Source organism: Pseudomonas sp. MUP55, from assembly GCF_034043515.1.
GTDB lineage: Bacteria > Pseudomonadota > Gammaproteobacteria > Pseudomonadales > Pseudomonadaceae > Aquipseudomonas.
Genome location: NZ_CP138214.1, coordinates 1,455,634 through 1,475,205, shown reverse-complemented (window position 1 = coordinate 1,475,205; position 19,572 = coordinate 1,455,634). Strand labels below are relative to the sequence as shown.

Sequence of the window (19,572 nt, the reverse complement as noted above, 5' to 3'; positions counted from 1 at the left end):
GCCAAGGAGTGCCTGGCCAGCCGGTTGTCTATTCGCGCTCTACCTTAAGGGAGAGGCGCGTTTAGGTCGAGATTAAATGTTTGGCCGAGATCAGGCGACTGCTCTTCATGAAAAAGAAAGCGCCTGGCCATCAGCGGTATTGGAGAAAGACGTTGTCACGGCCGAACTGGTCACGCAATGCTTGAATCAAGCCGTCAGCCGGATCAATTCGCCAGGTCTCGCCAAACTGCAACATGGCCTTGGCGTCGTTGCCGGTGTACTCCATGGTCACCGGGCATGCGCCACGGTGACGCTTGAGCAGGTCACCCAGCCAGCGTAGCTGATCGCCCTTGAGCGCCTCGGTCTTGACCTTCAGGCGCAGGCTTTCGGCCAGGTTGGTCCGTGCATCTTCCATGCTCATTACACGCTTGATGCGCAGGCGCAGGCCGCCGGAAAAGTCGTCGTTGCTGACTTCCCCTTCCACCACCACCATGGCATCGGTCTGCAGCAATGACTGGGCGGAGTGGAACGCGTCGGCAAACAGCGACGCTTCGATCCGGCCCGAGCGGTCGTCGAGGGTGATGAAGCCCATTTTGTCGCCCTTCTTATTTTTCATCACCCTCAGGGCGATGATCATGCCGGCGACGGTCTGGGTATCCCGGGCCGGTTTCAGGTCGATGATGCGCTGACGGGCGAAACGGCGAATCTCGCCTTCGTACTCGTCAATCGGATGGCCGGTGAGGTACAGGCCCAAGGTGTCTTTCTCACCCTTGAGACGCTCCTTGAGGGTCAGTTCCTTGGCCTTGCGGTGGTTGGCGTACACATCCGCGTCTTCTTCGACGAACAATCCACCAAACAGGTCGGCGTGGCCGCTGTCATGGGTACGGGCGGTCTGCTCGGCAGCCTTGATCGCTTCTTCCATGGCGGTGAGCAATACGGCACGGTTACGGTCGATGTTGGCCTGGTAAGCCTTGGGCTCATCATGGAAATACGGGCCAAGACGGTCCAGCGCGCCGCTGCGGATCAGGCCGTCGAGGGTACGTTTGTTGATACGCTTGAGGTCGACCCGTGCACAGAAGTCGAACAGGTCCTTGAACGGCCCATCCTGACGCGCTTCGGTGATCGCCTCCACCGGCCCCTCACCCACGCCCTTGATCGCGCCAAGGCCATAAATGATGCGGCCTTCGTCGTTCACCGTGAACTTGAACTCCGACGCGTTCACGTCCGGCGCGTCGAGGCGCAGCTTCATGGTGCGCACTTCTTCGATCAAGGTCACGACCTTGTCGGTGTTGTGCATATCCGCCGAGAGTACCGCCGCCATGAACGGCGCCGGGTAATGGGCTTTCAGCCACGCCGTCTGGTACGACACCAGGCCATAGGCGGCGGAGTGGGATTTGTTGAAGCCGTAACCGGCGAACTTTTCCACCAGGTCGAAGATGTTACCGGCCAGGTCCGCGTCGATATTGTTGGTGGCACAACCCTCAATGAAACCGCCGCGCTGCTTGGCCATTTCCTCGGGTTTCTTTTTACCCATGGCACGACGCAGCATGTCCGCGCCGCCAAGGGTGTAACCGGCCATCACCTGGGCGATCTGCATCACCTGTTCCTGATACAGGATGATGCCGTAGGTCGGCGCCAGTACCGGCTTGAGCCCTTCGTACTGATAGTCGGAGTGCGGGTACGCCAGCTCGGCGCGGCCGTGCTTACGGTTGATGAAGTCATCCACCATGCCCGACTGCAGCGGCCCCGGACGGAACAGGGCCACCAGTGCGATCAAGTCTTCCAGGCAGTCGGGCTTGAGCTTTTTGATCAGCTCTTTCATGCCGCGCGATTCAAGCTGGAACACCGCAGTGGTTTCGGCTTTTTGCAGCAAGGTGTAGGTCGGCTTGTCATCCAGCGGGATGAAGGCGATATCCAGCGGCTCCTCGCCCACCTTGGCGCGGTCGCGGTTGATGGTCTTGAGCGCCCAGTCGATGATCGTCAAGGTACGCAGGCCGAGGAAGTCGAACTTCACCAGCCCGGCCGCCTCCACGTCGTCCTTGTCGAACTGGGTGACCAGGCCGTCGCCTTCTTCATCGCAATAGATCGGCGAGAAGTCCGTAAGCTTGGTGGGCGCGATCACCACGCCACCGGCGTGTTTACCGACGTTACGCACCACGCCTTCGAGCTTGCGCGCCATGTCCCAGATTTCGGCGGCTTCTTCATCGACCTTGATAAAGTCGCGCAGGATCTCTTCCTGCTCGTAGGCTTTTTCCAGGGTCATGCCGACTTCGAACGGAATCATCTTCGACAGGCGGTCGGCCAGCCCGTAGGACTTGCCCTGCACGCGAGCCACGTCGCGGATTACCGCCTTGGCCGCCATGGAACCGAAGGTGATGATCTGGCTTACCGCATTGCGGCCGTATTTTTCGGCCACGTATTCGATCACGCGGTCGCGACCATCCATGCAGAAGTCGACGTCGAAGTCGGGCATGGAAACCCGCTCCGGGTTCAGGAAGCGTTCGAACAGCAGGTCATACTCCAGCGGGTCGAGGTCGGTGATCTTCTGCACGTAGGCCACCAGCGAGCCCGCGCCTGACCCCCGGCCCGGGCCTACCGGTACGCCGTTGCTCTTGGCCCACTGGATGAAGTCCATCACGATCAGGAAGTAACCGGGGAATCCCATCTGGATAATGATATCCAGCTCGAAATTCAGCCGGTCGACATAGACCTGGCGCTTGGCTTCGTAATCTTCGGTGGTGTCCCTGGGCAGCAGCACGCTGAGCCGCTCTTCCAGGCCATCGAACGACACCTTGCGGAAATACTCGTCGATGGTCATGCCATCGGGAATCGGGAAGTTGGGCAGGAAGTGCTTGCCCAGCTTCACTTCGATATTGCAGCGCTTGGCAATCTCGACGGAGTTTTCCAGCGCCTCGGGCAGGTCGCTGAACAGTTCGGCCATTTCCTCGGCGCTTTTGAGGTACTGCTCTTCGCTGTAGTTCTTCGAGCGACGCGGGTCATCCAGGGCTCGGCCTTCGCCGATGCACACGCGAGTCTCGTGGGCTTCGAAATCTTCTTTCTTGATAAAACGTACATCGTTGGTGGCCACCAGCGGCGCGCCCAGCTTGTCGGCCAGGGCCACGGCGGCGTGCAGATGCTCTTCATCGTTGGGACGATTGGTGCGTTGCACTTCCAGGTAGAAGCGGTCCGGAAACACCTGCATCCATTCGCGGGCCAGCACTTCGGCTTCCTGGGGGTTGCCGCCGAGCAGCGCGATACCAACTTCGCCCTCTTTGGCGGCCGAGAGCATGATCAAGCCTTCGCTGGCTTCGGCCACCCACTCGCGCTCGATGATCACCGAGCCATTGCGCTGACCATCGATAAAGCCACGGGAAATCAGTTCGGTCAGGTTGCGATAACCGACGCCGTTCATCGCCAGCAGGCTGATGCGGCTCAGGGGGTTATCCGGATCCTTGTTGGACAGCCACAGGTCGGCGCCACAGATCGGCTTGATACCGGCGCCCATGGCGTTCTTGTAGAACTTGACCAGGGAACACATGTTGTTCTGGTCGGTAACCGCTACCGCCGGCATGTTCATGCCCACCAGGGTCTTGACCAGCGGTTTGATCCGTACGAGGCCGTCGACCAGGGAGTATTCAGTGTGCAGGCGTAGATGAACGAATGAAGCCGGCATAGTGATCCTGTGCAGTAACGTGGAAACAACAAGGCCCGGATTGTACCGGGCCTCGAGCAAAACATCAGCCTCGCGACTACACCTCGCTGAGGCTCTCGCGCAGCTCATAAGCCTGGCGCACCGGGGCGAACGAGCGGCGATGGATAGGCGTAGGGCCGAGTCGGGCCAGGGCTTCCAGATGAACGGGCGTCGGATAGCCTTTGTGTCCGCCCATGCCGTAGCCGGGGTAGACCAATTCGAAAGCAGCCATTTCACGGTCGCGACTGACCTTGGCCAGGATCGACGCCGCCGCGATGGCCGGTACCTTCCTGTCGCCCTGCACCACCGCCTCGGCGCGCATCGCCAGTTTGGGGCAGCGGTTGCCATCGATCATCGCCAGCTTGGGCGTGATATGCAGCCCTTCAACCGCGCGCTGCATGGCAAGCATGGTGGCGTGCAGGATGTTCAGCTCATCGATTTCTTCCACTTCTGCCCGCGCGATGTGCCAACTCAGGGCCTTCTCGCAGATCTCGTCATAGAGTTTTTCACGACGGGCTTCGGTGAGCTTTTTCGAATCATTAAGGCCAAGGATCGGACGGTTCGGGTCGAGGATCACCGCCGCCGTCACGACCGCACCGCACAACGGGCCGCGGCCGACTTCGTCGACACCCGCCACCAGTTCATGGACTTCTGCAACCAGGCTGAAATCCAGGCCCATCTGCGTGCTCATAAAGTTTCCTGTTTATGGCCGATCAAATTCAGCACGGCGTCGGCCGCCTGGTTCGAGGCATCACGACGCAAGGTGCGGTGAATATCGTCGAAACCACGGGTCTGTTCTTCGCCGCCGTCAATCAAGGGTAGTAGCGTTTGCGCAAGCGCTTCGGGCGTAGCATCGTCCTGCAACAATTCCGGCACCAATAGCCGTTGGGCCAGCAAATTGGGCAAGGAAATATACGGGCTTTTGACCATCCGCTTGAGTATCCAAAAGGTCAGCGGCGCCAGGCGATAGGCCACCACCATCGGACGCTTGTACAACAAGGCTTCCAGGGTAGCGGTGCCCGAGGCGATCAATACGGCATCACAGGCGGCCAGGGCCAGGTGCGACTGGCCGTCGAGCAGGGTCAACGGCAGGTTGCGCCCCTCCAGCAGTGTTTCAATTTGTGCGCGACGCTGAGGGCTGGCGCACGGCAGCACAAACCGAAGACCGGGCTTGAGTGCAAGCAGACGTTCGGCGGCATCAAAAAACAGGCCGCCCAGGCGCCCGACTTCGCCACCTCGGCTGCCCGGCATCAATGCGACCAGCGGGCCGTCGGGCAACCCCAGCTCGGTACGCGCCGCGGCACGGTCAGCCTGCAAAGGAATGGCATCGGCCAGGGTATGGCCGACAAACCGCACCGGCACGCCCTTCTCCTCGTAGAACCTGGCCTCGAACGGCAGCAGGGTCAGCATCAGGTCGCAGCCTTCACGGATCTTCAGTACACGCTTCTGCCGCCACGCCCAGACGGACGGGCTGACATAGTGCACGGTCTTGATTCCGGCCTGGCGCAACTTGAGTTCGATATTGAGGGTGAAATCCGGTGCATCGATACCGATAAAGACGTCGGGCTTTTCTTCGATCAACGTCTTGATCAGCAGCTTGCGGCGAGCGAGCAATTCACGCAGGCGCCCCAGCACTTCCACCAACCCCATGACCGACAGGCGCTCCATCGGAAAGTAGGAGGTGAGGCCTTCGGCCTGCATCAACGGGCCACCGACACCGATAAATTCGACAGCAGGGTGCTGGACCTTGAGGGCCCGCATCAGGCCGGCGCCGAGAATATCGCCGGAAGCTTCTCCGGCGACCAATGCGATACGCAACTTGGCCATGGTCAGCGGGTGATGCCGCGAGTCGACGCCTGGATCGAGTCACGAAACACCGCGACTTCCGGGTGCGTCGCCGCAGGCTCAGCCAGTTCGGCCAGGGCCTGCTCAACCGTCAGCCCATGACGGTAAACCGTCTTGTAGGCCCGGCGCAGGGCCTGGATTGCGTCGTCGCTGAACCCGCGACGGCGCATGCCTTCAAAATTCATGCTGCGTGCTTCGGCAGGGTTGCCGAACACGGTGACGAATGCAGGCACATCCTTGCCGATGGCGGTGCCCATGCCGGAAAAGCTGTGGGCGCCGATATGGCAATACTGATGCACCAGGGTGAAGCCGGACAGGATCGCCCAGTCATCCACATGCACATGCCCGGCCAACGCAGTGTTGTTAACCAGGATGCAGTGGTTGCCAATCACGCTGTCGTGGCCGATATGCGCATAGGCCATCACCAGGTTGTGATCGCCCAGCGTGGTCTCGGCTCGGTCCTGCACGGTGCCACGGTGAATAGTCACACCTTCACGGATGATGTTGTGGTCACCGATTACCAGCCGTGTTTCTTCACCCTTGTACTTCATGTCCGGGGTGTCTTCGCCTACCGAGGAAAACTGGTAGATACGATTGTGTTTGCCAATGCGGGTCGGACCCTTAAGGATCACATGCGGCCCGATGACAGTCCCCTCGCCGATTTCCACACCTGCGCCGACGATCGACCAAGGGCCGACCTCAACGTCGTCGGCCAGGACGGCCGACGGATCGATGATTGCGCGAGGGTCAATCAAACTCATAGTTTGCGTTCCGCACAGATGATTTCGGCAGAGCACACCGGCTTGCCATCCACCGAAGCCTGGCATTCGAACTTCCAGATCTGGCGCTTGCAGCTGATGAACTTGGCTTCCAGGATCAACTGGTCACCCGGGGTGACCGGGTTGCGGAAACGCAACTTGTCGGAGCCCACGAAATAGTAAAGCGTGCCATCGGCAGGCTTGAGGTCGAGCATTTTGAAACCAAGGATACCGGCAGCCTGGGCCATTGCTTCAATGATCAACACGCCTGGCATGATGGGATGCGCAGGGAAGTGGCCATTGAAAAACGGTTCGTTGATGCTGACATTCTTGTAGGCACGAATGCGCTTTTCCTCAACATTGAGGTCCACTACGCGGTCCACCAGCAGGAACGGGTAACGGTGAGGCAGGTATTCGCGAATCTCGTTGATGTCCATCATTTCGGGGGGAAGCCTGTAATAAAGATTGGGGGCGGGCGGACTAACAGCACGCCCCGCTAGCAAATCAAGGAGGCAGTCTATCGGCTGTGCACACTTGATATGGAAATGGTATCAGCCTTCTGATGAAGCATTACCGCCAGGGGTCACGTCCCCAACACGCTTTTCCAGCTGTTTGAGACGTCGCGCCATGTCGTCGAGCTGCCTCAGACGCGCCGCACTCTTGCGCCATTCAGCCGCTGGCTGCATCGCGGTACCGGATGAATAAGCCCCTGGCTCGGTAATCGAGTGAGTGACCATGGTCATGCCGGTGATAAAGACGTTGTCGCAAATATCGATATGCCCCACCAGCCCCACGCCACCAGCCAGCATGCAATGCTTGCCGATTTTGGTGCTGCCGGAAATCCCCACGCAGGCTGCCATGGCGGTGTGATCGCCAATCTGCACGTTGTGAGCGATCTGAATCTGGTTGTCGAGCTTCACGCCATTGCCAATCACGGTATCGGCCAGGGCCCCGCGATCAACGGCGGTATTGACCCCGATTTCCACGTCGTCGCCGATCAATACGCCGCCAACCTGGGCAATCTTGTGCCAGACACCTTTGGCATTGGCAAAGCCAAAGCCTTCACCACCGATCACCGCGCCCGACTGAATGACCACCCGCTGCCCGATACGCACATCGTGGTAAAGGGTAACGCGAGGCGCCAGCCAGCCATCGGCACCGATTTCGCAGCGTGCACCAATGAAGCAATGCGCGCCGACGGTGACGCCAGCACCAATACGCGCGCCACTCTCGATCACCGCAAAAGCACCAATGCTCGCCGCAGGATCGACCTGGGCATCCTCGGCAATTACCGCTGACGGGTGAATACCGCCAGCCGCCTTAGGCTTGGGATCGAACAGGTGCGATGCTTTTGCGTAAGACAGGTAGGGGTCAGCCACCACCAGCGCATCCCCGACAAACCCTTCGGCGTCCGCGGCCTTCAGCAACACGGCTGCGGCTTGGCAATCGATCAGGTATTTACGGTATTGAGGATTTGCGAGGAAGCTCAACTGAGCTGGGCCAGCCTCCTGCAAGGTGGCTAGCCCAGTGATTTCTTTCTCCGGGGAGCCACGCAAGGTGGCCCCCAGGAACTCGGCCAACTCGCCGAGCTTGATAGTCGCGGTCATGGTTTACTTCAGCTGGTTCATGCGCTCGATCACCTGACGGGTGATGTCGTATTGAGGCTTGACGTCAATCACGGCGCCACGCTCGAACACCAGGTCAAAGGCACCCTTCTTGATGACTTCTTCCACGGCGCTGTCGAGTTTCGGCTTGAGCTGCTTGAGCATTTCGCGGTCGGCAACAGCCTTGGCTTCGTTCAGCTCCTTGGATTGGAACTGGTAGTCGCGGGCCTTTTGCTTGAATTCAAGCTCCAGACGCTCGCGCTCGCCCTGCTGCATCTTGTCACCACCGGCAACCAGACGGTCCTGGATACCCTTGGCGCTGCTTTCCAGGGTCTTGAGCTTGGTCAGTTGCGGACCGAATTTCTTCTCGGCATCCACAGCGTACTTCTTGGCCGCGTCGGATTCCAGCAAAGCCATCTGATAGTTCAGCACGGCGATTTTCATTTCGGCGAAGGCCGGGGTGGTTACCAGCACAGTGGCCAGCAGGACCAATTGAGTCAACTTACGCACGATGTACTCCTACAGAATCCGTTGTCGTTATCTTAGGTCAGACGCTTAGAACGTCTGGCCAAGGGAGAATTGGAAAATCTGGGTTTCAGCGTTATCCGGTTTCTTGATCGGCATGGCCAGAGCAAAGCTCAACGGGCCCAACGCAGTCACCCAGGTCACACCCACGCCCACGGAGCTGGCCATGTTGCTGAGGCTCACGTCGTTGCACTGGGTATTGGACTTCAAGCCACTTGGGTTCTTGATCTGCTCGCACTTGGAGTCGAACACGTTACCCACGTCCCAGAAGACCGAAGTTCGCAGGGAACGCTGGTCCTTGACGAACGGCAGCGGGAAGAGAATTTCCGCACCACCCTGGATCAGCACGTTACCACCGAACGGCAGCGGGTCGTTGTCCGAGTCAGGCTGAGTGCCCTGGTTACCGGTTTGATCAACACCACGGCTTGGAGTACCACGAGGACCCAGTGTGCTGTCCTTGAAGCCACGTACGGAATTGAAGCCACCCGCGTAGTAGTTTTCATAGAACGGCAAGCCATTGGTCGAACCATAACCGTCGCCATAACCCAGCTCGGTGTGCAGGCGCATGGTGTAGTTATCGCTCAGCGGCTGGAACAACTGGCCGCGGTAGTCGAGCTTGAAGAACGACAGGTCGCTGCCCGGCGTGGTGACTTCCGCGGTCAGGCTCTGGGAGTGACCACGGGTTGCCAGTACGCCTTTGTTCAGGGTCGACTCGGACCAGCCGGCAGACGCCTTGAAGTTCAGAAACTTGTCGCCTTCACGGCGGGTGAAGTCGAAGATCTCGTCGACGGTGTACACACCGGTCTTGATTTCATCCTGCTGGGCGGTCAGGCCGAAGGTCAGACGCGAGGTCTCACTGATCGGATAACCCACGTTGACACCAGCGCCGAGGCTGTCGATCGCATAGCTTGCAACGTCAACATCGAGGTCTTTGTAGTCGGTGGTGCGGTAGAAGGCGTTGTAGCCCAGGCTCACACCGTCTGCAGTCCAGTAGGGGTCGGTGTAACCGAAGTTGTATCGGCTCTGGTATTCGCTTCGGGTCAGGCCGATGGACACACGGTTACCGGTACCCAGGAAGTTGTTCTGCGTGATCGAACCACCCAGGATCAAACCGGCGCTCTGTGCGAAACCGACACTGGCGGTGATCGAACCCGAGGCCTGCTCTTCAACGGCGTAGTTCACGTCGACCTGGTCATCCACGCCCGGTACGGCCGGGGTTTCGACGTTGACTTCCTTGAAGAAGCCCAGGCGTTCGAGACGAGTCTTGGATTGGTCGATCAGGTAAGTCGACGCCCAACCGCCTTCCATCTGGCGCATTTCACGACGCAGCACTTCGTCCGAGGACTTGGTGTTGCCACGGAAGTTGATACGGTTGACGTAGGCACGCTTGCCAGGGTCGACGACAAAAGTGATGTCGACGGTGTGGTCTTCATCGTTTGGAGTCGGCACGCCGTTGACGTTGGCGAAGGTATAGCCTTCGTTACCCAGGCGACGCGTGATCAGTTCGGAAGTGGTGGTCATCAGCTTGCGCGAGAACACCTGGTCCTTCTGGACCAGCAGCAGGGACTTGACCTGGTCTTCAGGCACTTTCAAGTCACCGCTGAGCTTGACGTCACGAACCTTGTACTTCTCGCCTTCGTTGACGTTGACGGTAATGTAGACGTGCTTCTTGTCCGGGGTGATGGACACCTGGGTCGAAGCGATGTCCATGTTGATGTAGCCACGGTCCAGGTAGTAGGAGCGCAGGCGTTCCAGGTCACCGGAAAGTTTTTCACGGGCGTACTTGTCATCGTTCTTGAAGAACGACAACCAGTTGGTGGTCTTGAGTTCGAACAGGTCGATCAGGTCTTCGTCGGCGAACTTGGTGTTGCCCACCACGTTGATGTGCTGGATAGCCGCCACGGTGCCTTCGTTGATGTTGACCTTCAGGCCCACGCGGTTACGCGGCTGAGGAATTACTTCCGTCTCCACGCTCGCCGAATAGCGACCCTGGGCAACGTACTGGCGTTGCAGCTCGTTACGCACACCTTCAAGGGTAGCGCGCTGGAAGATCTCGCCCTCGGCCAGGCCCGACTGTTTCAGACCTTTCATCAGGTCTTCAGTGGAAATGGCCTTGTTGCCTTCGATCGTGATACTCGCGACGGAAGGTCGCTCGACGACGGTGATGACCAGGACATTGCCTTCGCGACCCAGTTGGATATCTTGAAAGAACCCGGTTTTGAACAGCGCACGAGTGGATTCCACCAGGCGACGGTCATCAGCCTGTTCCCCGACGTTCAACGGCAAGGCACCAAAGACGCTACCCGCGGAAACCCGCTGGAGGCCGTTGACGCGAATATCGGAGATGGTGAAGGACTCGGCGTGAACTTCGGCGATCATCAATACGGTGAGAACCGCAGTTAGCAGCAGACGTTTCATGAAGTCCTTTCTTATTCCAACTGGCAATAAACAAACTGCCGCAAAATGCGGCAGATTCGCAATTCAGCGAAGCGTTACAGTCGTCCCAGATCGTTGACCAGAGCTAACAACATCACTCCGACCACCAAACTGATACCGATCTGTATCCCCCAACCCTGCACCCGATCCGACAAGGGGCGACCACGCACCCACTCGACCAGATAAAACAGCAGATGCCCCCCATCCAATACTGGAATGGGCAGCAAATTCAGAACTCCAAGGCTGATACTCAGATAAGCCAGGAAATTCAGGAAATCCGCGACACCCGACTGGGCAGAAGCGCCCGCCACTTTAGCAATGGTTATCGGTCCACTCAAGTTTTTTACCGAGAGCTCGCCGAACAACATTTTCTTGAGGGATTCGAGGGTCAGCACGCTCATGGTCCAAGTGCGTTTCGCACCCTCCCCAATCGCCGCCAACGGCCCGAAGCTGACCTCTCGCACCATCGATGGCGGCCACTCGACACCTTTGACCCCTGCCCCCAGATAACCTCCGGCGGCCTTGGCTTCCCCACGTACCGACAAGGTCACGGGGACGTCGATTTGAGCACCTTCGCGCTCAACTTTCAGCACAATTTTGGTATCCGGACGTACACGCACCAAGTCGACCACTTGCTGCCAGTCGCCCAGCGCCTGACCATCGAGGGCCAACAGGCGGTCGCCGGTTTTCAGGCCTGCGGCCTGGGCCGGGCCTTTAGGATCCAGCTCGGCGAGTACCGGCGGCAGGGCCGGACGCCAAGGTCGAATGCCCAGGGACTTGATCGGGTCCGGCTCGTCGGCGCCTTGAAGCCAATGGTCCAAAGCCAGCTCTCGCGGGCTTTCGGCACTGGAGTCCTGTTCGCGCACCACTACGTTGACGGTACCGCTCTCGCCCAGTCGACGCACCAGTTGCAAATTGACCGCGCTCCACCCTGTGGTGGGCTCGCCATCAATGGAAACAATTTCCTGCCCAGCCACTAGGCCGGCCTTGGAGGCAATACTGCCCGCCTCGACCGCACCGATGACCGGACGCACTTGCTGGCTGCCCAGCATGGCGAGGACCCAGAAGAACACCATTGCCAACAGGAAGTTGGCAATCGGGCCGGCCGCCACGATGGCGATGCGCTGACGAACGGTCTTGCGGTTGAAGGACTGGTCCAACTGGTCCGCAGGCACTTCGCCTTCGCGCTCATCGAGCATTTTCACATAGCCACCCAACGGGATGGCTGCGATCACGAACTCGGTGCCGCGCCGGTCGTGCCAGCGGACCAGCGGCATGCCGAAACCGACGGAAAAGCGCAATACCTTGACGCCGCAACGACGCGCCACCCAGAAGTGGCCGAATTCGTGGAAGGTAACCAGCACACCCAGAGCAACCAGGGTGCCGACAATCATGTAGAGCGCACTCATCTAATTTCTCCGCATTTCAATCCAATGCCTGAAGGCGCTTACCCGCCCACAGCCTGACGCGCGTTGCGGTCCAGCCATTGCTCGGCCAGGGCCCGAGCCTTTGTATCAGCCTCGAACACTGCCTCCAGATCATTCACAGCCACTACCGGTTCAAGATCCAGAACGTCCTGGATGATACTCGCGATCTGCGGAAAGCGGATGCGCCGTTCGAGAAACGCCGCCACGGCGACCTCATTGGCTGCATTGAGCATCGCTGGCGCACTGTTACCCGCTTCAGCCGCTTGTCGGGCCAGACGCAGGCATGGAAAGCGCTGCTCATCCGGGGCCTGGAAATCCAGGCGCGCAACTGCAAACAGGTCCAATGGCGCCACACCAGAATCGATCCGCTCCGGCCAAGCCAGGGCATTGGCGATTGGCGTGCGCATATCGGGGTTGCCCAACTGCGCCAATACCGAGCCATCCACGTAATCCACCAGGGAATGAATCACGCTTTGCGGGTGAATCACCACCTCTACCTGATCGGGCCGCGCATCGAACAGCCAGCAGGCCTCGATCAGCTCCAGCCCCTTGTTCATCATGCTTGCCGAGTCCACGGATATCTTGCGCCCCATGGACCAGTTCGGGTGCGCGCACGCCTGGTCGGGCGACACATGCTCCAGCTCATCCAAAGGAGTTTGTCGAAAGGGGCCACCGGAAGCCGTCAGCAAAATCCGGCGTACGCCAACCTGGCTCAAGCCGCGGGCAAAATCCGTAGGCATGCACTGGAAAATTGCATTGTGCTCGCTGTCGAGGGGCAACAGGACCGCACCGCTCTTGCGCACAGCCTGCATGAACAGCGCGCCGGACATGACCAGTGCTTCTTTATTGGCCAGCAGGATTTTTTTACCCGCATCGACGGCGGCCAGTGTCGGGCGCAAACCCGCCGCACCAACGATTGCGGCTACGACAGTGTCCACTTCGGCATCGGCAGACACCTGGCACAGCCCTTCTTCACCCACCAGCACTTGGGTGGCAAGGCCGGCAGCCCGCAGGTCATCCTGCAGGCTACGGGCGGCAGCGGCCTGCGGCACCACCGCAAAACGTGGAGAGTGACGCACACATAGCGCGAGCAACTCACTGATGCGGGTGAAGCCGGTCAGCGCAAACACCTGATAACGATCAGGATGACGGGCGATCACATCCAGGCTGCTCAGCCCGACCGAGCCGGTCGCGCCCAGCACGGTCACCTGCTGCACACGGCTCACGAAGCCATCATCCACAGCAACACGGCAAAGATCGGCAACGCAGCGGTGAGGCTGTCGATACGGTCCAGTACGCCGCCGTGACCTGGCAGCAGGTTGCTGCTGTCCTTGATTCCGGCCTGACGCTTGAACATGCTTTCGGTAAGGTCACCCACCACCGAAATAAAGACGACGACGGCAGTACCCAGCAAAGCCAGGAAAATCTCCTTCACCGACCAGTCGCGCAACACACCGACCACCAGCGCGATCAGCAGCGTCAATGCCAGGCCGCCGTATACGCCTTCCCAGCTCTTGCCTGGGCTGACGGCCGGCGCCAGCTTGCGCTTGCCAAAGGCACGGCCCGAAAAGTAGGCGCCAATGTCGGCGCCCCAGACCAGCACCATGACCGCCAGGATCAATTCGTTGCCATTCGGGAAACGCTTGATTTCCACCAGCCCTTGCCAGGCCGGCAGCAGGATCAGCAAGCCGATGACCAACTTGCAGGCCACGCTGGACCACTTGCCACTGGTGCGCGGGTAGGTCAGCACCAGGAAGGTCGCCAAGGCCCACCACAGTATCGCGGCCCCCAGCACCCAAGGCGCCAGATCAGGCAGGATGTACATCAGGAACAGCAACAGTGCGACGACCGCGGCGTACACCACACGCGGCAGTTGCTCGCCAAACCCCGCCAGACGTGCCCACTCCCATGCCCCCAAGGTCACGACCAGGCCGATGAACAGCGCAAAGCCGGAACCCTCAAGCAGGAAAAAACCGCATAAGGCAATCGGCAGCAGGATCAGCGCCGTGATGATTCGTTGTTTAAGCATTTAAACCCGGGCTCCAGCTTCGATCTGCTCGCTCGTTTTACCGAAACGACGCTGACGGGAAGCGAAATCGGCCAGCGCGTTGCGCATGGCATCGTGTTTGAAGTCCGGCCAGAACAGGTCGGAGAAGTACAGCTCGGTATAGGCTAGCTGCCACAGCAGGAAATTGCTGATGCGATGCTCGCCACCGGTACGGATGCACAAATCCGGCAACGGCAGGTCACCGGTTACCAGACAGGTTTGCAACAGTTCGGGCGTAATGTCGTCGGGGCGCAGATGACCGGCCTGTACCTCGCGGGCCAGTCGCTGCGCAGCCTGGGCGATGTCCCACTGGCCACCGTAATTAGCTGCGATTTGCAGCACAAAGCGGTTGCTGCCGGCAGTGATGGCCTCGGCTTCACGCATGGCCGCCTGCAACTCCGGATGGAACCGGGAGCGGTCACCAATGATGCGCAGGCTGATGTTGTTCTCATTCAGACGCTTGGCCTCTCGACGCAGCGCCTTGAAGAACAGGTCCATCAAGGCGCTCACTTCTTCGGCGGGCCGTTGCCAGTTCTCACTGGAAAAGGCAAACAGCGTCAGCACTTCGACCTTGGCCTCGGCACACACCTCAATGACAGCGCGCACCGCATCGACACCCGCCTTATGCCCGGCAACGCCTGGCATAAAGCGTTTTTTCGCCCAGCGATTATTCCCATCCATGATGATCGCGACATGGCGCGGCACCACAGAGGGCACAGTCTGCTTGGTCTTTTCCATGAAGGCGTCCTGACCCCTTATACGGCCATCAGGTCCTTTTCTTTTTCTTCGGTGGCCTTGGTGATCTGGGCCTCCGCATCCTTGGTCAGCTTGTCGATATCGGCAACGGCACGACGCTCTTCGTCTTCGCTGATTTCCTTGTCCTTGACCAACTTCTTGAGGTCACCCAGGGCATCGCGACGGATGTTGCGCACGGCAACGCGTGCATCTTCAGCCGCACTGCGCGCCTGCTTGGTGAAGCCCTTGCGGGTCTCTTCGGTCAGGGCAGGCATGGAAATCAGCAGCAACTCGCCCAGGTTGGTCGGGTTGAGGTTCAGGCCGGCGCTCTGGATGGCCTTGTCGACGGCTGCGAGCATGTTGCGCTCGAAAGCCACGACCTGCAGGGTACGCGAGTCCTTCACGGTGACGTTGGCCACGCTGCTCAGCGGGGTGTCGGAGCCATAGTAAGGCACCATCACGCTGCCCAGGATGCTCGGGTGCGCCTTGCCGGTACGAATCTGGCCGAATGCATGGCTCAGAGACTCCAGGGATTTCTGCATACGCGCTTGGGCGTCTTTCTTGATTTCGTTGATCATTGTTGGCCTTCCTCGATCAGAGTCCCTTCCGCGCCGCCGTGTACGATATTCAGCAGGGCGCCGGGCTTGTTCATGTTAAATACGCGCAGCGGCATCTTGTGGTCGCGGCACAGGCAGATAGCCGTCAGGTCCATCACACCCAGCTTGCGATCCAGCACTTCATCGTAGGTCAGATGATCGAACTTCTCGGCATGCGGGTCCTTGAATGGATCTGCAGTGTATACGCCATCCACCTTGGTCGCCTTCAGCACCACGTCTGCGTCGATTTCGATAGCGCGCAGGCAAGCAGCCGAATCGGTGGTGAAGAACGGGTTACCCGTGCCAGCGGCAAAGATCACCACTTCCTTGGCGTTCAGGTGGCGCATGGCCTTACGGCGATCGTAGTGATCGGTCACGCCAACCATGGAAATCGCCGACATCACGATGGCCGAGATGTTGGCACGCTCCAGGGCGTCGCGCATGGCCAGGGCGTTCATCACAGTGGCCAGCATGCCCATGTGGTCGCCAGTGACCCGATCCATGCCGGCAGCGCTCAGTGCCGCGCCGCGGAAAAGGTTACCGCCGCCGATCACCAGACCCACCTGGACGCCGATACCGACCAATTGGCCGACTTCGAGCGCCATGCGGTCAAGCACCTTGGGGTCGATCCCGAACTCTTCCGAGCCCATCAGGGCCTCGCCGCTGAGCTTGAGTAGAATGCGTTTATAGCGAGCCTGATAACCACTGCCCTGCTGAGCCATTGCGAATCTCTCCTGCGGCGTATTTTTTAAAAAATTCTTGGCGAGCCGTTTACGGCTTGCGTTCACTCTAGCTGGACGCCATCACAGCGCCATCGGAACACGGCTTTGTAAGGCAGTTCCGAGGGGAAGCCAAATAAAATTAGCCTTCCCATTTGAAAAGAGGCTGCGCGCGTGAGCGGGCAGCCTCTTTCGGGCGACAGTTGAAAACTGTCTTATTGCTTGGCGGCAGCCAGCTGGGCAGCAACTTCTTCAGCGAAGTTGTCGACCGGCTTCTCGATGCCTTCGCCTACTTTGAAGTAGGTGAAGGAAACGATTTCAGCACCGGCCTTCTTGGCCAGCTCGCCAACCTTGATTTCAGGGTTCTTGACGAACGCCTGCTCAACCAGGCTTGCTTCAGCCAGGAACTTGCTGATACGGCCTTTGACCATGTTCTCAACAATGTTTTCTGGCTTGCCTTTGATTTTTTCTTCGTTCAGCTGCAGGAACACAGCTTTTTCACGCTCGATCGCTTCTGCCGAAACTTCCGAAGGCAACAGGAACTCTGGGTTGCTGGCCGCTACGTGCATAGCGATGTCTTTGGCCAGTTCAACGTTGCCGCCTTTCAGAACAACTGCAACACCGATCTTGTTGCCGTGCAGGTAACCACCAACCACGTCACCCTCAACGCGTACCAGGCGACGGATGTTGACGTTTTCGCCAACCTTGCCGACCAGTACCAGGCGAGCAGCTTCTTGAGCTTCGATCAGTGGAGCGACATCAGTCAGCTTGTCGGCGAACGCTTTTTCAACGCTGGCAGCAACAAATGCCTTGAAGTCGTCCTGCAGAGCCAGGAAGTCGGTCTGCGAGTTCACTTCCAGCAGAACAGCCGATTTGCCGTCTTCTTTCAGAGCGATAGCGCCTTCAGCAGCCACGTTGCCTGCTTTCTTGGCAGCCTTGATGGCGCCGGAAGCACGCATGTCATCAATGGCTTTTTCGATGTCGCCGTCAGCCTTTTCCAGGGCCTTCTTGCAGTCCATCATGCCTTCGCCAGTACGCTCACGCAGTTCTTTAACCAACGCTGCAGTAATTGCTGCCATTTTCAAATTCCTCTTGGATAGGTTTTCAACCATTCCACCCGATCGAACGGGGGATCAATTCTTCCCGAATCTCCGTTGTAGGCTGCTGCACGTTACAGTCGCTAGGTTGCGCTGCCACAAGTGGGCGCCGACAAACGGTTTTCGAGGTGGCAAAAAGGGGGCCAAGCCCCCTTTTTGCTTACTGAGTCAACGCCAGGGCGTCAATTACTCAGCTGCGGCTACCGGAGCTTCTTCAACGAACTGCTCGGTACCACCAGCAACGTGGTTGCGACCACGGATTACAGCGTCAGCCATCGAACCCATGTACAGCTGGATAGCGCGGATTGCGTCATCGTTGCCTGGGATGATGTAGTCAACGCCTTCCGGGCTGCTGTTGGTATCGACTACGCCGATAACAGGGATGCCCAGCTTGTTGGCTTCGGTGATCGCGATGCGCTCGTGATCAACGTCGATAACGAACAGTGCGTCAGGCAGACCGCCCATGTCCTTGATACCACCCAGGGAACGATCGAGCTTTTCCAGGTCACGGGAGCGCATCAGCGCTTCTTTCTTGGTCAGCTTGGCGAAAGTACCGTCTTCGGCTTGCACTTCAAGGTCACGCAGACGCTTGATGGAAGCACGGATGGTTTTGAAGTTGGTCAGCATGCCGCCCAACCAGCGGTGATCGACGTACGGCGAACCGCAACGTGCTGCTTCTTCAGCAACGATCTTGCCAGCGGAACGCTTGGTGCCGACGAACAGGATCTTGTTTTTGCCCTGGGCCAGACGCTCTACGAAAGTCAGAGCTTCGTTGAACATTGGCAGGGTTTTTTCAAGGTTGATAATGTGAATCTTGTTACGCGCGCCGAAAATGTACTTGCCCATTTTCGGGTTCCAGTAACGGGTCTGGTGACCGAAGTGCACACCGGCCTTCAGCATATCGCGCATGTTGACTTGGGACATGATAGTTCCTTAATAAGTCGGGTTTGGCCTCCACGTATCCCAATGACCAACCAGCGGCTTCAAGGCCTCCGGCACCCAGGTCATCGTGTCGACACGTGTGTGGATTTAAGCTCTACGGGGCATCCCCGGAAAGCGGCGCATTTTATACCACAGCAAGGGCGAAAACGGAACCCGCAATCACATTTGCCTTGAGTCGCCCTGTCCCAACCCTTTGAATAGCGTCGATATAACCCCACTCTATAGAGAGAAGCGATCGTCAGGGGCTCATGGTTTGCCGCCCGCGTCTGTTAGAATCGCGTTTTTTGTGGCCTGTGCGAATTTTGTAACCTTCTGTCGCACGCCCGTGAACCGTATTGATTTCAGCGCTTGGCGCTAGAGAGAGCCCGTATGACCGTTAGTTTGAAAACCGCCGAAGACATCGCCGGCATGCGCATCGCCGGCAAACTGGCCGCCGACGTGCTGGAAATGATTGCCGAACACGTCAAGCCCGGCGTCACCACCGAAGAACTGAACCAGATCTGCCATGACTATATCGTCAATGTGCAGAAGGCCATTCCTGCCCCGCTGAACTACAAAGGCTTCCCCAAGTCGATCTGCACCTCCGTCAACCATGTGGTGTGCCACGGCATCCCGGGTGACAAGCCGTTGAAGGATGGCGACACCCTCAACATCGACGTTACCGTGATCAAGGACCGCTATTTCGGCGACACCAGCCGCATGTTCCACGTCGGCAACGTGCCGGTCTGGGCCGAGCGCCTGTCCCAGGTCACCCAGGAATGCATGTACAAGGCCATCGAAATCGTCAAGCCTGGCTGCCGCCTGGGCGACATCGGCGAAGTGATCCAGAAGCACGCCGAAAAAAATGGCTTCTCGGTGGTGCGCGAGTTCTGCGGCCACGGCATCGGGACCGTGTTCCACGAAGAACCGCAGATCCTGCACTACGGCCGCGCCGGCACCGGCATGGAACTCAAGGCCGGCATGACCTTCACCATCGAGCCGATGATCAACCAGGGCAAGGCCGACACCAAGGTGCTGGGCGATGGCTGGACCGCCATTACCAAGGACCGCAAGCTCTCGGCCCAGTGGGAACACACCCTGCTGGTCACCGAAACCGGCTACGAGATCTTCACCCTGCGCGCCGATGACACGATCCCACGCACCTCGGATGCAGCGTCGGCGTAAGGCTTGC

At 58.9% G+C, this 19,572-nt stretch carries 17 protein-coding genes; 1 reads left to right on the top strand and 16 read right to left on the bottom strand.

Annotated features, from left to right (window positions below; genetic code table 11):
• Nucleotides 1-130: 130 nt before the first annotated feature.
• The 16 genes from dnaE to rpsB form a co-directional block, all read right to left on the bottom strand.
• Entirely contained in the window at nucleotides 131-3,652 is a 3,522-nt protein-coding gene (dnaE, locus tag SC318_RS06555; protein WP_320430118.1) for a DNA polymerase III subunit alpha, read from the bottom strand.
• A 76-nt stretch (nucleotides 3,653-3,728) separates the two neighbouring features.
• Entirely contained in the window at nucleotides 3,729-4,361 is a 633-nt protein-coding gene (gene rnhB / locus SC318_RS06550) for a ribonuclease HII (RefSeq protein WP_320430117.1), read from the bottom strand.
• Nucleotides 4,358-5,497: a lipid-A-disaccharide synthase gene (gene lpxB / locus SC318_RS06545; RefSeq protein ID WP_320430116.1), complete on the bottom strand. Its 1,140-nt coding sequence runs from the start codon at nucleotides 5,495-5,497 to the stop codon at nucleotides 4,358-4,360. The genes rnhB and lpxB overlap by 4 nt, the downstream gene beginning before the upstream one ends.
• 2 nt (nucleotides 5,498-5,499) lie before the next feature.
• Nucleotides 5,500-6,276 (bottom strand): acyl-ACP--UDP-N-acetylglucosamine O-acyltransferase, encoded by a 777-nt coding sequence (gene lpxA, locus SC318_RS06540; protein WP_306491919.1) that lies wholly within the window; start codon nucleotides 6,274-6,276, stop codon nucleotides 5,500-5,502.
• Nucleotides 6,273-6,713 (bottom strand): 3-hydroxyacyl-ACP dehydratase FabZ, encoded by a 441-nt coding sequence (gene fabZ, locus SC318_RS06535; protein WP_003172281.1) that lies wholly within the window; start codon nucleotides 6,711-6,713, stop codon nucleotides 6,273-6,275. The genes lpxA and fabZ overlap by 4 nt, the downstream gene beginning before the upstream one ends.
• A 111-nt stretch (nucleotides 6,714-6,824) precedes the next feature.
• Nucleotides 6,825-7,880, bottom strand: coding sequence for a UDP-3-O-(3-hydroxymyristoyl)glucosamine N-acyltransferase (gene lpxD, locus SC318_RS06530; RefSeq protein WP_306491918.1), 1,056 nt, complete (start codon nucleotides 7,878-7,880; stop codon nucleotides 6,825-6,827).
• Between the two features lie 3 nt (nucleotides 7,881-7,883).
• Complete coding sequence (locus SC318_RS06525) at nucleotides 7,884-8,387, bottom strand: OmpH/Skp family outer membrane protein (RefSeq protein ID WP_003172279.1); 504 nt, start codon at nucleotides 8,385-8,387, stop codon at nucleotides 7,884-7,886.
• A gap of 45 nt (nucleotides 8,388-8,432) precedes the next feature.
• Entirely contained in the window at nucleotides 8,433-10,820 is a 2,388-nt protein-coding gene (gene bamA, locus SC318_RS06520) for an outer membrane protein assembly factor BamA (RefSeq protein WP_320430115.1), read from the bottom strand.
• Nucleotides 10,821-10,894: 74 nt separating this feature from the next.
• The gene (rseP, locus tag SC318_RS06515; protein ID WP_320430114.1) at nucleotides 10,895-12,247 is read right to left on the bottom strand and encodes a sigma E protease regulator RseP; all 1,353 of its coding nucleotides are present in this window, start codon (nucleotides 12,245-12,247) and stop codon (nucleotides 10,895-10,897) included.
• Between the two features lie 38 nt (nucleotides 12,248-12,285).
• A complete protein-coding gene (ispC, locus tag SC318_RS06510) occupies nucleotides 12,286-13,491 on the bottom strand; it encodes a 1-deoxy-D-xylulose-5-phosphate reductoisomerase (RefSeq protein ID WP_320430113.1) in 1,206 nt (401 codons plus the stop codon).
• Nucleotides 13,488-14,294 (bottom strand): phosphatidate cytidylyltransferase, encoded by an 807-nt coding sequence (locus SC318_RS06505; RefSeq protein WP_320430112.1) that lies wholly within the window; start codon nucleotides 14,292-14,294, stop codon nucleotides 13,488-13,490. Before SC318_RS06505 ends, ispC begins: the two co-directional genes overlap by 4 nt.
• Complete coding sequence (uppS, locus tag SC318_RS06500; protein ID WP_320430111.1) at nucleotides 14,295-15,050, bottom strand: polyprenyl diphosphate synthase; 756 nt, start codon at nucleotides 15,048-15,050, stop codon at nucleotides 14,295-14,297.
• A gap of 17 nt (nucleotides 15,051-15,067) precedes the next feature.
• On the bottom strand, nucleotides 15,068-15,625 hold the full coding sequence (frr, locus tag SC318_RS06495) for a ribosome recycling factor (protein WP_320430110.1): 558 nt from the start codon (nucleotides 15,623-15,625) through the stop codon (nucleotides 15,068-15,070).
• Nucleotides 15,622-16,365 (bottom strand): UMP kinase, encoded by a 744-nt coding sequence (gene pyrH / locus SC318_RS06490; RefSeq protein WP_003172271.1) that lies wholly within the window; start codon nucleotides 16,363-16,365, stop codon nucleotides 15,622-15,624. Before pyrH ends, frr begins: the two co-directional genes overlap by 4 nt.
• A gap of 212 nt (nucleotides 16,366-16,577) precedes the next feature.
• Nucleotides 16,578-17,441, bottom strand: a complete 864-nt coding sequence (gene tsf / locus SC318_RS06485) for a translation elongation factor Ts (RefSeq protein ID WP_099583358.1) — start codon at nucleotides 17,439-17,441, stop codon at nucleotides 16,578-16,580.
• 204 nt (nucleotides 17,442-17,645) lie between these two features.
• On the bottom strand, nucleotides 17,646-18,383 hold the full coding sequence (gene rpsB / locus SC318_RS06480; RefSeq protein ID WP_003189158.1) for a 30S ribosomal protein S2: 738 nt from the start codon (nucleotides 18,381-18,383) through the stop codon (nucleotides 17,646-17,648).
• Between the two features lie 387 nt (nucleotides 18,384-18,770).
• Between rpsB and map the strand changes: the two genes are divergently transcribed.
• Nucleotides 18,771-19,565: a type I methionyl aminopeptidase gene (gene map, locus SC318_RS06475; protein WP_124361607.1), complete on the top strand. Its 795-nt coding sequence runs from the start codon at nucleotides 18,771-18,773 to the stop codon at nucleotides 19,563-19,565.
• Nucleotides 19,566-19,572: the final 7 nt, after the last annotated feature.

Bases quoted from the DNA above. Each gene is read 5' to 3' on its own strand.
- dnaE (WP_320430118.1), bottom strand. From the start codon at position 3,652: ATGCCGGCTTCATTCGTTCATCTACGCCTGCACACTGAATACTCCCTG.
- pyrH (WP_003172271.1), bottom strand. From the start codon at position 16,365: ATGGCTCAGCAGGGCAGTGGTTATCAGGCTCGCTATAAACGCATTCTA.
- rnhB (WP_320430117.1), bottom strand. From the start codon at position 4,361: ATGAGCACGCAGATGGGCCTGGATTTCAGCCTGGTTGCAGAAGTCCAT.
- map (WP_124361607.1), top strand. From the start codon at position 18,771: ATGACCGTTAGTTTGAAAACCGCCGAAGACATCGCCGGCATGCGCATC.
- fabZ (WP_003172281.1), bottom strand. From the start codon at position 6,713: ATGATGGACATCAACGAGATTCGCGAATACCTGCCTCACCGTTACCCG.
- lpxB (WP_320430116.1), bottom strand. From the start codon at position 5,497: ATGGCCAAGTTGCGTATCGCATTGGTCGCCGGAGAAGCTTCCGGCGAT.
- bamA (WP_320430115.1), bottom strand. From the start codon at position 10,820: ATGAAACGTCTGCTGCTAACTGCGGTTCTCACCGTATTGATGATCGCC.
- rseP (WP_320430114.1), bottom strand. From the start codon at position 12,247: ATGAGTGCGCTCTACATGATTGTCGGCACCCTGGTTGCTCTGGGTGTG.
- lpxD (WP_306491918.1), bottom strand. From the start codon at position 7,880: ATGACCGCGACTATCAAGCTCGGCGAGTTGGCCGAGTTCCTGGGGGCC.
- SC318_RS06505 (WP_320430112.1), bottom strand. From the start codon at position 14,294: ATGCTTAAACAACGAATCATCACGGCGCTGATCCTGCTGCCGATTGCC.
- frr (WP_320430110.1), bottom strand. From the start codon at position 15,625: ATGATCAACGAAATCAAGAAAGACGCCCAAGCGCGTATGCAGAAATCC.
- rpsB (WP_003189158.1), bottom strand. From the start codon at position 18,383: ATGTCCCAAGTCAACATGCGCGATATGCTGAAGGCCGGTGTGCACTTC.
- uppS (WP_320430111.1), bottom strand. From the start codon at position 15,050: ATGGAAAAGACCAAGCAGACTGTGCCCTCTGTGGTGCCGCGCCATGTC.
- lpxA (WP_306491919.1), bottom strand. From the start codon at position 6,276: ATGAGTTTGATTGACCCTCGCGCAATCATCGATCCGTCGGCCGTCCTG.
- tsf (WP_099583358.1), bottom strand. From the start codon at position 17,441: ATGGCAGCAATTACTGCAGCGTTGGTTAAAGAACTGCGTGAGCGTACT.